We start from the raw sequence: 13,699 nt of genomic DNA on the forward strand, positions 1-13,699 counted from the left end.
GAAAGTAGAAGCCAGGAACGTCAGTTCCGAGCCTTGCTGCGCAAGGCTCGGAAACTGGGGATGGACTTGGTGAAGGCAGCGTGATTTTTCTTTTTAAATCAATTGGTTATTTTTTGTTTGATGAGAGCGAGGCTTGCCCGCGAAGAGGCTATCACCCCCAGCAAAGATCTCAAGCCTTGGCCAACGCCGGCAGATCCCCGATCAACCCAAGCGCCTCACGCACGAACAACGCCTTGGCCTCGGGCATCTGATCGACCATCTTCAACCCGGTATTACGCAACCAGCGCACCGGCAACGGATCGGCCTGGAACAAACGCTCGAACCCTTCCATCGCTGCCATCAACGCCAGATTGTGGGGCATGCGCCGACGTTCATAACGACTGAGCACTTTCACGTCCGCCAACCGCTCGCCGCGCGCGGCCGCTTGCAGCAGCACTTCGGCCAGCACGGCGGCATCGAGGAAACCGAGGTTCACGCCCTGTCCCGCCAACGGATGGATGGTGTGGGCCGCGTCGCCGATCAGCGCCAGGCCTTCAGCCACGTAACGCTTGGCATGACGCTGACGCAGCGGCACGCACAGGCGCGGGTCAGCGCTGAGCACCGTGCCGAGACAGCCTTCGAAGGCCCGCTCCAGTTCCTTGCAGAAGCTTTCGTCGTCCAGCGCCATCAGGCGTTCGGCTTCGCTCGGCGTGGTCGACCAGACGATCGAGCACCAATCCTGTTGACCGTCCCGCTCCAGCGGCAGAAACGCCAGTGGACCGTTGTCGGTGAATCGCTGCCACGCGGTCATTCGATGAGGTTTTGTGCTGCGCACGCTGGTAACGATCGCATGGTGCATGTAGTCCCACTCGCGAGTCGCGACACCGGTCAGACGCCGCACCGCCGAGTTGGCGCCATCCGCCGCGATCACCAAAGGCGCCCGCAAGGTGCGGCCATCGGCCAGGGTCAGCAGCCAGTCGTCACCGGAGCGGCGCATCTGCTCCAGACGCGCATTGGCGAGCATCCCGAGATCGCAGTCGTGCAGTCGGTCGAGCAAGGCGTCCTGAACCACGCGATTCTCGACGATATGCCCGAGCACTTCGGCATGCACACTGGTCGCCGAGAAATGGATCTGCCCGGTGCCGCTGCCGTCCCAGACGTGCATGTCGGTGTACGGACTACTGCGTCGATTGGCGATGCCATCCCAGACGCCCAGACGTTCGAGTATTCGCTGGCTGGCTGCCGACAAGGCGCTCACCCGTGGTTCGAACGGAGCCTGCCCATCGAAGGGTTTGACGCTCAGGGGGCTACCGTCCAACAGCAGGACTTCAAGCCCGCTGTTTTGTAACGCCAGCGCCAGGGCACTGCCGACCATTCCGGCCCCGACAATCAGCAGATCTGCGCGCATTTCCATGCTTTAAGCCTGTCTCGCTTGCGGCTTGAGCCGCTCGTAAAAGTTTTTGTCGACCCGCGTCACCCAAGTGTTCGCGCCGTCGTGAATATCGACTTGCAGGTGCGCCCGCTTATACATCGGGACGCGTACCCAGGCCCATGGCCTGCCGGGCGAACCAGCGCTTGGCCGGCGGCAGCAGATCGAGGCCGAGCAACCCAATGTTGCGGCCCAGGGAAACCAGCGGCTGAGTGCTGCCAAATAACCGGGTGACCTGATCAGAAAAGCCCACGGTCAGGTTCTGATCCATTCGCTGACGCTCTCGATAAGCCTGCAAGGTGACGAAATCGCCGAGCGCTGTCTCGCTGCCCAACAACGTTTCGGCCAAGGCTTGGGCATCGCGCAAGGACAGGTTGAACCCTTGCCCGGCAATCGGATGCAGGCTATGGGCGGCGTTGCCGAGAATCGCCAGATACGGGCGAACCTGTTCCTCTGCCTCGATCAGCGACAGCGGATATAGATGCCGTGCACCAACCTGCTTCAGCGTGCCCAGGCGATAACCGAAAATACCCTGCAACTCATTGAGAAAACTGCGCTCATCAAGAGCCGCCAACCGCTGCGCATCCATGCCCAGACGAGTCCAGACCAGAGCGCAGCGGTTTTCCGGCAATGGCAGCAACGCCATCGGGCCATCGTCGGTGAAGCGTTCGAAGGCCATGCCATTGTGGGCCTCGCTCGGGGTGATGTTGGCGATCAGCGCGCTCTGGTTGTACGGGCGTTTTTTGATGCCGATCCCCAGTTGTTCACGCAGGCCCGAACGCCCACCATCGGCCAACACCGCAAGGTCGCATTCCAGCAGGGTTTCATCGTCGAGCGTCAGGCTATAGCCGTCGGTCAGCGGCTCCATGCGGGTAACTTCCGCCGGGCAACGCCAACTGATCACATCCTTGTCCAGGCCTTGCCAGAGGCATTGTCCGAGCCAGGCGTTTTCCACCACATAACCCAGCGCCGGAACGCCTTCTTCCATCGCCGACAGCCGCGCTGTGGAAAAACGTCCACGGTCGGAAACATGAATCTGCTTGATCGGCTCGGCGCGGCGGGAGATTTCCTGCCACACGCCCAACCGTTGATAAATTTGCCGGGCGCCGAACGACAGCGCCGAAGAACGGGCGTCATAGCTCGGCTGGTAGGTGTGGCCGGGGGCAAACGGTTCGATCAGCACAATCTTCCAGCCGCGGGCCTTGGCCCCGGCCTGCAATGCCAACGCCAGACTGGCGCCGACCAGGCCACCACCGATGATTGCCAGATTGACTCGACTCATGCTGCTTGTGTCCGTGCAGCGGCCATCAAGGCTTCGATCTCGGCGACCGTTTTCGGTACGCCGTCAGTCAGGATTTCACAACCGGTTTTGGTGACCACCACGTCGTCCTCAATGCGCACGCCAATGCCGCGCCATTTTTTCGCCACGCTTTGGTTGTCCGCTGCAATGTAAATGCCCGGCTCGACCGTCAGCGCCATGCCGACTTCCAGCACACGCCATTCACCGCCCACCTTGTACTCGCCGACATCATGCACATCCATGCCCAGCCAATGGCCGGCGCGGTGCATGTAAAACGCTTTATAGGCTTCGCTGGTGATCAACTCGTCAACGTCGCCCTGCAACAGGCCCAGTTTCACCAGCCCGGCGGTAATTACCCGGACCGTGGCTTCATGCGCCTGATTCCAGTGTTTGTTCGGGGCGATTTCGGCAAACGCCGCTTCCTGGGAAGCCAGCACCAACTCGTAAATCGCCTTCTGCTCTGGTGAATACTTGCCGTTGACCGGCCAGGTGCGGGTGATGTCACTGGCGTAGCAGTCGATCTCGCAACCGGCGTCGATCAGCACCAGATCGCCGTCCTTGAGCACCGCGTCATTCTGCTGGTAATGCAGGATGCAGCTGTTGCGCCCCGCCGCGACGATCGACCCGTAGGCCGGCATCCTCGCCCCACCCTTGCGGAACTCGTAATCGAGCTCGGCTTCGAGACTGAACTCATGCAAACCGGCACGGCTGGCCTGCATCGCACGAATATGGGCCCGGGCGGAAATCCGTGCGGCTTCGCGCATCACTTTCACTTCTGCCGCCGATTTATACAGGCGCATGTCGTGGAGCAGATGATCCAGGGCAACGAATTCGTTCGGCGGCTGGGCGCCGAGGTGCGCTTTAGAGCGGATCACGTTGATCCAGTCCATCAGGTGCCGATCGAATTCCGGGTTGCTGCCCATGGCCGAATACACCCGGTCGCGGCCTTCGATCAGGCCCGGCAGGATGTCGTCGATGTCGGTGATGGGGAATGCGTCGTCGGCGCCGAAGTCGCGGATCGCGCCTTCCTGACCGGCGCGCAGGCCGTCCCACAATTCCCGTTCGGCATTACGTTCCCGGCAAAACAGCACGTATTCGCCATGCTCACGGCCGGGCATCAATACAATGACGGCCTGTGGCTCGGGGAAACCGCTGAGGTACTGGAAGTCGCTGTCCTGGCGGTAGACGTGCTCGACGTCGCGATTGCGGATGGCCACCGCGGCGGCGGGCAGGATGGCGATGCTGTTGGGTTCCATCTGCGCCATCAGCGCCTTGCGGCGACGGCTGTATTCCGATTTCGGGATATGAATCATGGGCAGATGGCTTTCCCTGGCAAACAATTAATGCAGTGACGGCTTGGCCGCAGCCGGCGCATCCGCTTTTTTGGTTTCGGAGAACAGCAGCAGCGGTGCGACGCGCAGGTACTCCATGACTTCCATGTAGTCGCTTTCACCGTCTTCGGACTCCTCCAGGGCGTCTTGCACCTGAGAAATGGCCGCCAAATCCTGCAGCACTTCAGTGGCCTCGGTGCTTAACATGCTGCTGTCACGGCAGTTGAGGCCAAAACCACTGAGGAAGCCCTGGCACCATTGGCCCAGTGCAGCAGCACGGTCAGCTAGCGGCTCATCATCTGTCGGCAACAGCAGAACGACGGTCACGTCGTCACCAGTGAGTTCGCCTTTGACCATCTCCTGTAAGCCGATCAGAGCGTTGCGGACATTATCCTTCGGCTCGTTTTCGAGCAGCTCGGCAGCATCGATCAGCCAGCCGTCGGCTTCGAAGCCGGCACCGGCGCAACTGCGACCCAGCAATAGGCCATGCAATTCAGCAGGCGAGACGTTATGACCGCTGGAAGTCAGCAGGGTGGCAAAGGCTTGGTACGGAGAATTCTGAATGGGCATGGGCAGCTAGGCGCCAGACGGCGCTATGTCTAGAATGAAGGCCTTGTATCCTACATCGACAGACTCGCCAAGACTATTAAAGGCTGTCCGCCTGTTACCTACCATCAGACACAAACCCAGTGGACACAATGGAAGACACCGACCTGCAAGCGCTGATGGCCAGACTCGAACTGCTAATTACTCGAGTCGAGCAACTAAAGAGTCAGAACGGACTCCTATTAGCTCAGGAAAAGACCTGGCGCGAGGAACGCGCGCACCTCATTGAAAAAAATGAAATCGCCCGGCGTAAGGTCGAATCGATGATTTCGCGCCTCAAGGCTCTGGAGCAAGACTCATGAGTTCAAGCAATAGCGTTACCGTGCAGATCCTCGACAAAGAATATTCGATCATCTGCCCCCAGGAAGAGCGCAGCAACCTGATCAGTGCCGCTCGTTATCTGGACGGCAAGATGCGCGAAATCCGCAGCAGCGGCAAAGTCATCGGCGCCGACCGCATCGCCGTAATGGCCGCGCTGAACATCACGCACGATCTTCTGCACAAGGAAGATCGTGCGGATGTGCAGGCCAGCGGCTCGACCCGAGAACAGGTTCGCGACCTGCTGGACCGCGTCGATCTGGTGCTCGCCACTGATCCGGATGTCACCAAGGGCTGATTCGCGTAACCGCTTGAGGTATACTCGCATCACTCCCTGGGGTGCTTGCCAGTTGACGACGTCCCTGAGCCGATTCGCACTACCCTGGAGGTTGCACGTTGGGCTGGTGTGCATGTCCGCTAGACGGAAAGCCTTAAAGCCTACTGCATCTTCCACCTTGAACTTTCGGGTTCAAGGGCTAAGTCGACAGCGGTTCATCCGGGGAGCCTGATTCCAGTCCGATGCCGGTTTTCATACCGGCATCGGCTTTTTTACGGGTACGCTTTCAGTACTCGCACATCCGAAGCCTGAATCCATGACCGAACCTGCGCTGCTGCCCCGCCCGCAACTTCGACGCATGCTGCGCAAGGCCCGCCGCGCACTGACTCCCAGTCAACAGCGCGAAGCCGCTCGCGGGCTGTATAAACAATTGGCCCAGCATCCGCTGTTCCGCCGCGCCAAACACATCTCCCTGTACCTGCCGATGGACGGTGAAATCGATCCGCGCCTGCTGATGCGTGCCGCGCAACGTCGGGGCAAGGCCACGTATCTGCCAGTGCTCAGTGCCTGGCCGCAAACAAAAATGGTGTTCCAGCGCATTCGTCCCGGCGAAAAGCTCAAACCCAACCGTTTTCGCATCCCCGAACCACGGCACAACATTGCCCGACAACGCAAAGTCTGGGCACTGGACCTGGTGTTATTGCCGCTGGTGGGATTTGACGATGTCGGCGGACGCCTGGGAATGGGCGGTGGTTTCTATGACCGAAGCCTGGCGTACCTGGCACGCCGCAAAGACTGGCGCAAGCCGACGCTGCTGGGTCTGGCCCACGAATGTCAGAAGGTTCAACGATTGGCTCAGGCGAGCTGGGATGTACCGCTGCAGGGAACGGTCACGGACAAGGCGTGGTATTTCGCGGACTAGACGCCACTGAAATCAGCGGCGTCCAAAAGACAGGCTCAGCGCTTGAAGGCCGACGGCTGTTGCTGCGCGATCTCGACGGGAGCATCGGTCTTGTTGGCCCACAGACTTTGGGCATAGCCGGTGGTCACGACGCCCAAACCGAACAAAATAACCAATATCCATAGTAAATCCGGTTTGCGTTTCATCGATTGCCCCCCTCAAGGCACATCAACACGATGACAGCAGCGGTTTCCGTTTAGGTGTAGGCCGTGCAGCAGCGTCAAGCTTGGAAGGCCGGCATTTTGCGACAACGTGAACCGACACGCAAACGCTCGCGTCAACCGACTGTCGGTTTGTCATAAAATTGACCCACCACTGGCCCGCACACCTCGCAAGGAGCAAAAACCATGGCCTATTGGCTGATGAAATCCGAGCCCGACGAACTCTCGATCAAAGACCTGGAGAGGCTTGGCCGAGCGCGCTGGGACGGGGTTCGCAACTACCAGGCGCGTAACTTCTTGCGGGCCATGGCGCCGGGTGACGAATTTTTCTTCTATCACTCCAGCTGCCCGGAGCCGGGAATTGCCGGGATCGGCAAGATTGTCGAAACCGCGTATCCAGACCCCACGGCGCTGGAGCCGGAAAGTCATTACTTTGACCCGAAGGCCACTGCCGAGAAAAACGCCTGGAGCGCGATTGATGTCGCTCACGTCGAGACCTTTTCCAAGGTGCTGAAGCTGGATTATCTGAAGCAGCAAACGGCACTGGCCGAGATGCCACTGGTACAGAAAGGCTCACGGCTGTCGGTGATGCCGGTGACGGCTGAGCAGTGGGCGGCGGTGATTGCGCTCAAGCTGTAAAATCTCCAGCGCTACTTCGAATGACATCGCGGGCAAGCCCTAATGCCCGTCAGTTAAGCGCAACCTTGTAGGAGCGAGCTTGCTCGCGAAGACGGCAGCACAGTCAATATTGATGTCGCCTGAGATACCGCTTTCGCGAGCGAGCTCGCTCCTACAGTGTTCCGTGTCTTAACTGACTGGCATTAGGGCTTGCCCGCGATGAGGCCCGTCCGGGCAGTAAAAAGACTTATTGAATAATGAGGTTGTTAAACAACAAATCCTCAACCACCGGCTTGCCGGTTTCGTCATTCATCACTTGCTGAGTCTGCTTCAAGGCTTCCTGACGCAGCTTTTCCTTGGCTTCGACATTGTTCATGGCTTCAGTAGTCTGCTGCGCAAACAACGCCACCAACTGATTACGGATCAATGGCTCATTGGCCTTCACCGCTTTGGTCGCTTCTTCGCCAGTCACCCGCAACGCCACATCGGCCTTGTAGACCTTGAGCTTGGGCGTACCGTCCAGCCCATAGTTGCCCACGAATGGCGGGCTCAGGGTGATGTAATTGACTTTCGGGGCTTCACCTTCTTTGGCTTCTTCGGCCATCGCTGCCATGGGCAGAGACAGGGCCAGCATCAACATGATCCACGCTTTCACAATTCGCTCCTTATCCGGTTTGCGGCCAAGCATAACGACCCGCCGCTCAAGCACATGCTTATGGCTGATTATCAGGGTCGGGCATGCTCGTTGACCCAATGACTCACACACCTACACTTATCGGCCATCACTCCCAAAGGAATAGCCCTGATGAAAGCCGTGCTGTGCAAAGCCTTCGGCCCTGCCGAATCGCTGGTGCTGGAAGACGTCGCCAGCCCTGTCGCAAAGAAGAATGAAATCCTGCTGGACGTGCACGCCGCCGGGGTGAATTTCCCGGACACGCTGATCATCGAGGGCAAATACCAGTTCAAGCCACCCTTCCCGTTTTCGCCGGGTGGCGAAGCGGCTGGCGTGGTCAGTGCGGTGGGCGAAAAGGTCAGCCACCTCAAGATTGGTGACCGGGTCATGGCCCTGACGGGCTGGGGGAGCTTTGCCGAGCAGGTCGCGGTGCCGGGCTACAACGTGCTGCCGATCCCGCCGTCGATGGACTTCAACACCGCCGCCGCCTTCAGCATGACCTATGGCACTTCGATGCACGCCCTCAAGCAACGGGGCAATCTGCAACCCGGCGAAACCTTGCTGGTGCTCGGCGCGTCCGGCGGCGTCGGCCTCGCCGCGGTGGAAATCGGCAAAGCCATGGGCGCGCGGGTAATCGCCGCCGCCAGCAGCGCGGAAAAACTCGCGGTGGCCAAGGCCGCCGGCGCCGATGAGTTGATCAACTACAGCGAAACCAGCCTCAAGGACGAGATCAAACGCCTGACCGACGGCCAAGGCGCCGACGTGATCTACGACCCGGTGGGCGGCGACCTGTTCGACCAGGCCATTCGCTCCATCGCCTGGAACGGCCGGCTTTTGGTGGTCGGTTTCGCCAGCGGACGAATCCCGGAGCTGCCAGTGAACCTTGCACTGCTCAAAGGTGCAGCGGTGGTCGGCGTGTTCTGGGGTTCCTTCGCCCAACGCCAGCCACAGGACAATGCGGCAAACTTCCAGCAGTTGTTTGGCTGGTTTGCCGAGGGCAAGTTGAAGCCGCTGGTGTCGCAGGTGTATCCGCTGAGCAATGCGGCGCAGGCCATCAATGATCTTGGCCAGCGCAAGGCGGTCGGGAAAGTGGTGGTTCAGGTTCGTTGATTGTTTACCTGAGCTGTTTTACTTATACCGGGTCGCAGGCCTGCGGCCCGGTTCCGCCATCCCCACAACGCCCTGTATTTATACCTGAGCGACATGTTCATAAAAGAACATGCAATCTCCAACATTTCCGCTTTTTGGCCGATACGAACCGGTGCTATTTTCGGTAACGAAACTGTAACATTCGCATCCGCAGTCAAAACAAGAAATCTGGAGCTCTTGAATGTTTGCTTTCTTTCGTCCTGCCGCACATCAGGCTCCATTGCCTGAAGAAAAAATAGACAGCACCTACCGACGCCTTCGCTGGCAGATCTTCGCCGGGATTTTCATCGGCTATGCGGGTTACTACCTGCTGCGCAAGAACTTCTCCCTGGCCATGCCGTACCTGATCGACGAGGGTTACACCCGTGGTCAACTGGGCCTGGCAATGTCGGCGATCGCGATTTCCTATGGTCTGTCGAAGTTCCTCATGGGCCTGGTGTCCGACCGCTCCAACCCGCGTTACTTCCTGCCCTTCGGCCTGCTGGTGTCAGCCGGTGTGATGTTCATTTTCGGTTTCGCGCCGTGGGCAACGTCCAGCGTGACCATGATGTTCATCCTGCTGTTCATCAACGGTTGGGCCCAGGGCATGGGTTGGCCGCCGAGTGGCCGGACCATGGTGCACTGGTGGTCACAGAAAGAACGCGGCGGCGTGGTGTCCGTGTGGAACGTGGCGCACAACGTCGGTGGCGGTCTGATTGGCCCGCTGTTCCTGCTCGGCATGGGGCTGTTCAACGACTGGCACGCCGCGTTCTACGTACCGGCGGCGGTGGCTCTGGCGGTGGCGGTATTTGCCTTCATGACCATGCGCGACACCCCGCAATCGGTGGGCTTGCCGCCGATCGAGAAGTACAAGAACGACTACCCGGAAGGCTACGACGCCAGCCACGAAGAGGAATTCAGCGCCAAGGAAATCTTCGTCAAGTACGTGCTGCGCAACAAGATGCTCTGGTACATCGCCATGGCCAACGTCTTCGTCTACCTGCTGCGTTACGGCGTGCTGGACTGGGCACCGACCTATCTCAAGGAAGCCAAAGGCTTCACAGTGGATAAAACCTCGTGGGCGTATTTCTTCTACGAGTGGGCGGGGATCCCGGGCACGCTGCTGTGTGGCTGGATGTCGGACAAGATCTTCCGTGGCAATCGCGGCCTGACCGGCATGGTGTTCATGGCGCTGGTGACCGTGGCAACGCTGGTTTACTGGCTCAACCCGGCTGGCAACCCGACTGTCGACATGATCGCGCTGGTCTCCATCGGCTTCCTGATCTACGGCCCGGTCATGCTGATCGGCCTGCAAGCACTGGAACTGGCGCCGAAAAAAGCCGCCGGCACTGCAGCAGGTTTCACGGGTCTGTTCGGTTATCTGGGTGGTTCGGTCGCGGCCAGTGCAGCAATGGGCTACACAGTGGACCACTTCGGCTGGGACGGCGGTTTCGTCTTGCTGATCGGTGCATGCCTGCTGGCGATGGCCTTCCTTGCGCCGACGCTGTGGCACAAGCAAGTCGCCAGTCAAAGCCGCGAAGCGATCGCCTGATCGGCCTTTGATTTACAGCGCTTGAGCCGCGCCTCCAGATTTCGGTCTGGCATGGCGTGGCCACGCAGGGCGTGCGCAGTCTGCTCAACATACTCGCGCGTGGTGCCATAACGGCCGCAAGCGCTTTCGAACACCTGGCTCAGCACATGATCCGGCAAGTTGCCGGCATAGCTGGGCAGGTGCCGCTCCAATACAAACCCCAATGCCTGAACCTGGCTTCCGTCTTCGAGACGGCAGTTGAGCCAGTGTGGGCGATAGGACGGGAATGGCATTTCACGCTGCCAGAGTGCATAAAGCGAAGCGTCGAGTTGTTCTTCGGGCAAGCGATAGGCAAACCCGCTGCATGAGCCGCCACGATCCAGGCCAAACACCAGTCCTGGGACTTCCGGCGTACCGCGATGTTCGTGGGACCACAGGTACAAACCGCGATGGTAGCCATGCACGCGACCGCGCACTCGCTCCACAGCCGCACATTCTGGACGCCAGATCAGTGAACCATAAGCGAACAACCAGACCGGGCCACCCTTGTGGCGTGCCATGGTCGCCTGCATTGAGCCGAGTAATTGTTCGTGCGTAAGCTGCGGCCCCAGATCGAGCCGCGGAGGGTAAGCCAGATTCAAAAAAGCAGATTCAATGGCGCTCATGGCGAATAGCGTTCAGCTCCCCGCGGGTGAAGAATTACTTAATAGAACGCACCGCTGTAACAATAAGGCACATATGTTTAAGGCAATTTAAGTGCCATGACGGCGCTCTAAAACTTATTGCCTGAGTGACATATAACCTACCGGTATTTATATAAATCTATAAATACCGATCGGCTATATGGGGAGTTATAACAATTTAAAATCGGGGATCAAGATCGAGGATCAAGATCGCGGCGCGTAAGCAAATACATCCGCGCGCATTTGATGCGCGTCCATCCCGGCTTCGACCAGCGCATCCAGCGTGCCATAGACCATGGCCGGAGAGCCGCTGGCGTAGACGTGCAGGGCTTTCAGATCGGGGAAATCTTCGCACACCGCCTCATGCAACATGCCGCAGCGCCCGCCCCAACTACATTGATCGCTGACGACTTTATGCAGATACAGATTGGGCAACTTCAACCATTCGTCCCAATGCTCAATGTCATAAAAGTCTTCGGGACGACGCACGCCCCAATACAGATGCACCGGATGCTTGAAACCCGTGGCCCGGCAATGTTCGATCAAACTATGGATCTGACCCATGCCGGTTCCGGCAGCAATCAGTACCAGTGGGCCGTCCGGCAGTTCCGCCAGATGGGTGTCGCCGAATGGCATCTCGATTCGCACCATCGGGTTGCGCTGAAGCTGTTCGATCAGGCTCAGCGCACTGCTTTCGCGCGCCAGTACATGAATTTCCAGATCGCGGCCGGAATGCGGTGCCGAGGCCAGGGAAAAGGCGGATTTCTCGCCGCTCTCACGCTCGATCATCAGGTACTGACCGGCGTGATAGCGCGGCGGCTTGCCCGCCGGGGCACGCAGACGCACACGCCAGGTATCGCCGCCGACGTCCCTGCATTCAATGACCTGACACGACACGCTGCGCACCGGCAGTTCTCCCAGCGCAAGCACGCCATCCCACAGCACGATGCAGTCTTCCAGCGGCTCTGCTATGCAAGTGTAGAACTCGCCATGGTCGCGCACATCGCCGGCTTGTTCGACCCGCCCTTCCACCAGCAATGCGCCGCACACATGGCAATTGCCGTTGCGACAGCTTTGCGGGCATTCATAGCCCAGGCGCCGTGCGCCATCGAGAATCCGCTCGCCGGGCAGAATCTCTAGCACTGCTCCGGAGGGCTGCAAGGTTACACGCATCAATCTATTCCTAACTGATTCCAAATGGCATCGATCCGTTGGGTAACGGCTTCATCCTTGACGATGACCCGGCCCCACTCGCGGGTGGTTTCGCCCGGCCATTTATGCGTGGCATCGAGCCCCATCTTCGAACCCAGGCCAGAGACCGGCGAGGCGAAGTCGAGGTAGTCGATCGGCGTGTTGTCGATCATCACCGTGTCACGCTTGGGGTCCATGCGCGTGGTGATGGCCCAGATCACGTCGTTCCAGTCCCGTGCGTTGATATCGTCGTCAGTGACGATAACGAACTTGGTGTACATGAACTGTCGCAAAAACGACCAGACACCGAGCATTACCCGCTTGGCATGCCCAGGATACGACTTCTTCATGGTCACGATGGCCATGCGGTACGAACAGCCTTCGGGCGGCAGGTAGAAGTCGGTGATCTCCGGAAACTGCTTTTGCAGGATCGGCACGAACACTTCGTTCAGCGCCACTCCGAGAATCGCCGGTTCATCCGGTGGACGACCCGTGTAGGTGCTGTGGTAGATCGGTTTGATCCGATGGGTGATGCGCTCGACGGTGAACACCGGGAAGCTGTCGACTTCATTGTAGTAGCCGGTGTGGTCGCCATACGGACCTTCATCGGCCATTTCACCCGGATGGATCACGCCTTCGAGAATGATCTCGGCGGTGGCCGGAATTTGCAGGTCATTGCCGCGGCATTTCACCAACTCAGTGCGATTGCCACGCAGCAGACCGGCAAAAGCATATTCGGAGAGGCTATCGGGTACCGGCGTCACAGCGCCCAGAATGGTTGCCGGGTCAGCGCCCAAGGCCACAGAGACCGGGAATGGCTGGCCGGGGTGTTTCTCGCACCATTCACGGTAGTCCAGCGCGCCGCCACGGTGACTCAGCCAGCGCATGATCACCTTGTTGCGGCCGATCACTTGCTGACGGTAGATACCGAGGTTCTGGCGATCCTTGTTCGGACCTTTGGTGACGGTCAGGCCCCAGGTGATCAGCGGACCGACATCGCCCGGCCAGCAGGTCTGTACCGGCAACATCGCCAGATCGACATCGTCGCCTTCGATGACCACTTCCTGGCACACCGCGTCTTTGACGACTTTCGGCGCCATGGCAATGATCTTGCGGAAGATCGGCAGCTTGGACCAGGCGTCCTTCAGGCCCTTCGGCGGCTCGGGCTCCTTGAGGAACGCCAACAGCTTGCCGATTTCGCGCAACTCGCTGACCGCCTCTGCGCCCATGCCCAGCGCCACGCGCTCTGGGGTGCCGAACAGATTGCCGAGCACGGGAATGTCATAACCGGTAGGGTTTTCGAAAAGCAGTGCCGGGCCCTTGGCGCGCAACGTGCGATCGCAGACCTCGGTCATTTCGAGCACTGGGGACACTGGAACCTGGATGCGCTTGAGTTCGCCGCGCTTTTCCAGGCCGCTGATAAAGTCGCGCAAGTCGCGATACTGCATGCGTGAGCCTCGTGTTGGCCGTGGCGTTCGGGGCAGGCAGTTTAGCGCCGAACCCCTCTATTCAG

15 protein-coding genes, 1 other RNA gene and 1 pseudogene are annotated in these 13,699 nt (G+C 59.4%); 7 read left to right on the plus strand and 10 right to left on the minus strand.

Going from position 1 to position 13,699, the window contains the following annotated elements; translation table 11 throughout:
* Nucleotides 1–169: 169 nt before the first annotated feature.
* The 5 genes and pseudogenes from MEB48_RS15640 to MEB48_RS15660 all read right to left on the minus strand — a co-directional run bounded on the left by MEB48_RS15640 (nt 170) and on the right by MEB48_RS15660 (nt 4,609).
* Nucleotides 170–1,387, minus strand: a complete 1,218-nt coding sequence (locus MEB48_RS15640; protein ID WP_237885133.1) for a 2-octaprenyl-3-methyl-6-methoxy-1,4-benzoquinol hydroxylase — start codon at nt 1,385–1,387, stop codon at nt 170–172.
* 9 nt (nt 1,388–1,396) lie between these two features.
* Nucleotides 1,397–1,492, minus strand: a pseudogene (locus MEB48_RS15645) (tetrameric acyl-CoA thioesterase); the annotation flags it as partial.
* A 10-nt stretch (nt 1,493–1,502) separates the two neighbouring features.
* The gene (gene ubiH, locus MEB48_RS15650; protein WP_237885033.1) at nt 1,503–2,690 is read right to left on the minus strand and encodes a 2-octaprenyl-6-methoxyphenyl hydroxylase; all 1,188 of its coding nucleotides are present in this window, start codon (nt 2,688–2,690) and stop codon (nt 1,503–1,505) included.
* A complete protein-coding gene (gene pepP / locus MEB48_RS15655; RefSeq protein WP_237885034.1) occupies nt 2,687–4,021 on the minus strand; it encodes a Xaa-Pro aminopeptidase in 1,335 nt (444 codons plus the stop codon). The genes ubiH and pepP overlap by 4 nt, the downstream gene beginning before the upstream one ends.
* A gap of 27 nt (nt 4,022–4,048) precedes the next feature.
* Nucleotides 4,049–4,609, minus strand: a complete 561-nt coding sequence (locus tag MEB48_RS15660) for a YecA/YgfB family protein (RefSeq protein ID WP_237885035.1) — start codon at nt 4,607–4,609, stop codon at nt 4,049–4,051.
* Nucleotides 4,610–4,737: 128 nt separating this feature from the next.
* On the opposite strand from MEB48_RS15660, the gene MEB48_RS15665 reads away from it, so the two are divergent.
* The 4 genes from MEB48_RS15665 (at nt 4,738) to MEB48_RS15680 (ending at nt 6,162) form a co-directional block, all read left to right on the plus strand.
* On the plus strand, nt 4,738–4,947 hold the full coding sequence (locus tag MEB48_RS15665) for a TIGR02449 family protein (protein WP_007982902.1): 210 nt from the start codon (nt 4,738–4,740) through the stop codon (nt 4,945–4,947).
* Entirely contained in the window at nt 4,944–5,261 is a 318-nt protein-coding gene (locus MEB48_RS15670; protein ID WP_030129075.1) for a cell division protein ZapA, read from the plus strand. The genes MEB48_RS15665 and MEB48_RS15670 overlap by 4 nt, the downstream gene beginning before the upstream one ends.
* Nucleotides 5,262–5,291: 30 nt before the next feature.
* Nucleotides 5,292–5,470: non-coding RNA, 6S RNA (gene ssrS / locus MEB48_RS15675), on the plus strand.
* A gap of 86 nt (nt 5,471–5,556) precedes the next feature.
* Nucleotides 5,557–6,162 carry a 5-formyltetrahydrofolate cyclo-ligase gene (locus MEB48_RS15680; protein ID WP_030129076.1) on the plus strand — a complete coding sequence of 202 codons (606 nt, stop codon included), beginning with the start codon at nt 5,557–5,559 and terminating at the stop codon, nt 6,160–6,162.
* A gap of 35 nt (nt 6,163–6,197) precedes the next feature.
* On the opposite strand, the gene MEB48_RS15685 is transcribed toward MEB48_RS15680, so the two are convergent.
* Nucleotides 6,198–6,347 (minus strand): hypothetical protein, encoded by a 150-nt coding sequence (locus tag MEB48_RS15685; RefSeq protein ID WP_007899400.1) that lies wholly within the window; start codon nt 6,345–6,347, stop codon nt 6,198–6,200.
* Nucleotides 6,348–6,548: 201 nt separating this feature from the next.
* Here MEB48_RS15685 and MEB48_RS15690 point away from each other — a divergent pair, with 201 nt between their 5' ends.
* Entirely contained in the window at nt 6,549–7,001 is a 453-nt protein-coding gene (locus tag MEB48_RS15690) for an EVE domain-containing protein (protein ID WP_237885036.1), read from the plus strand.
* A gap of 226 nt (nt 7,002–7,227) precedes the next feature.
* On the opposite strand, the gene MEB48_RS15695 is transcribed toward MEB48_RS15690, so the two are convergent.
* Nucleotides 7,228–7,635, minus strand: a complete 408-nt coding sequence (locus MEB48_RS15695) for a flagellar basal body-associated protein FliL (RefSeq protein ID WP_237885037.1) — start codon at nt 7,633–7,635, stop codon at nt 7,228–7,230.
* Nucleotides 7,636–7,785: 150 nt separating this feature from the next.
* Between MEB48_RS15695 and MEB48_RS15700 the strand changes: the two genes are divergently transcribed.
* Both MEB48_RS15700 and glpT read left to right on the plus strand, forming a co-directional pair.
* Nucleotides 7,786–8,763: an NADPH:quinone oxidoreductase family protein gene (locus MEB48_RS15700; RefSeq protein ID WP_237885038.1), complete on the plus strand. Its 978-nt coding sequence runs from the start codon at nt 7,786–7,788 to the stop codon at nt 8,761–8,763.
* A 220-nt stretch (nt 8,764–8,983) separates the two neighbouring features.
* The gene (gene glpT / locus MEB48_RS15705; protein ID WP_095052434.1) at nt 8,984–10,333 is read left to right on the plus strand and encodes a glycerol-3-phosphate transporter; all 1,350 of its coding nucleotides are present in this window, start codon (nt 8,984–8,986) and stop codon (nt 10,331–10,333) included.
* Here glpT and MEB48_RS15710 read toward each other — a convergent pair.
* The 3 genes from MEB48_RS15710 to ubiD all read right to left on the minus strand — a co-directional run bounded on the left by MEB48_RS15710 (nt 10,309) and on the right by ubiD (nt 13,634).
* Nucleotides 10,309–10,977 (minus strand): gamma-glutamylcyclotransferase, encoded by a 669-nt coding sequence (locus MEB48_RS15710; RefSeq protein WP_237885039.1) that lies wholly within the window; start codon nt 10,975–10,977, stop codon nt 10,309–10,311. The two genes, glpT and MEB48_RS15710, sit on opposite strands and share 25 nt — an antisense overlap.
* 222 nt (nt 10,978–11,199) lie before the next feature.
* Nucleotides 11,200–12,168: a CDP-6-deoxy-delta-3,4-glucoseen reductase gene (locus MEB48_RS15715; protein WP_237885040.1), complete on the minus strand. Its 969-nt coding sequence runs from the start codon at nt 12,166–12,168 to the stop codon at nt 11,200–11,202.
* A complete protein-coding gene (ubiD, locus tag MEB48_RS15720) occupies nt 12,168–13,634 on the minus strand; it encodes a 4-hydroxy-3-polyprenylbenzoate decarboxylase (protein WP_237885041.1) in 1,467 nt (488 codons plus the stop codon). The genes MEB48_RS15715 and ubiD overlap by 1 nt, the downstream gene beginning before the upstream one ends.
* Nucleotides 13,635–13,699: the final 65 nt, after the last annotated feature.

The sequence above is a fragment of the Pseudomonas sp. PGPR40 genome, assembly GCF_022014505.1.
In the GTDB taxonomy this organism is placed as follows: Bacteria; Pseudomonadota; Gammaproteobacteria; order Pseudomonadales; family Pseudomonadaceae; genus Aquipseudomonas.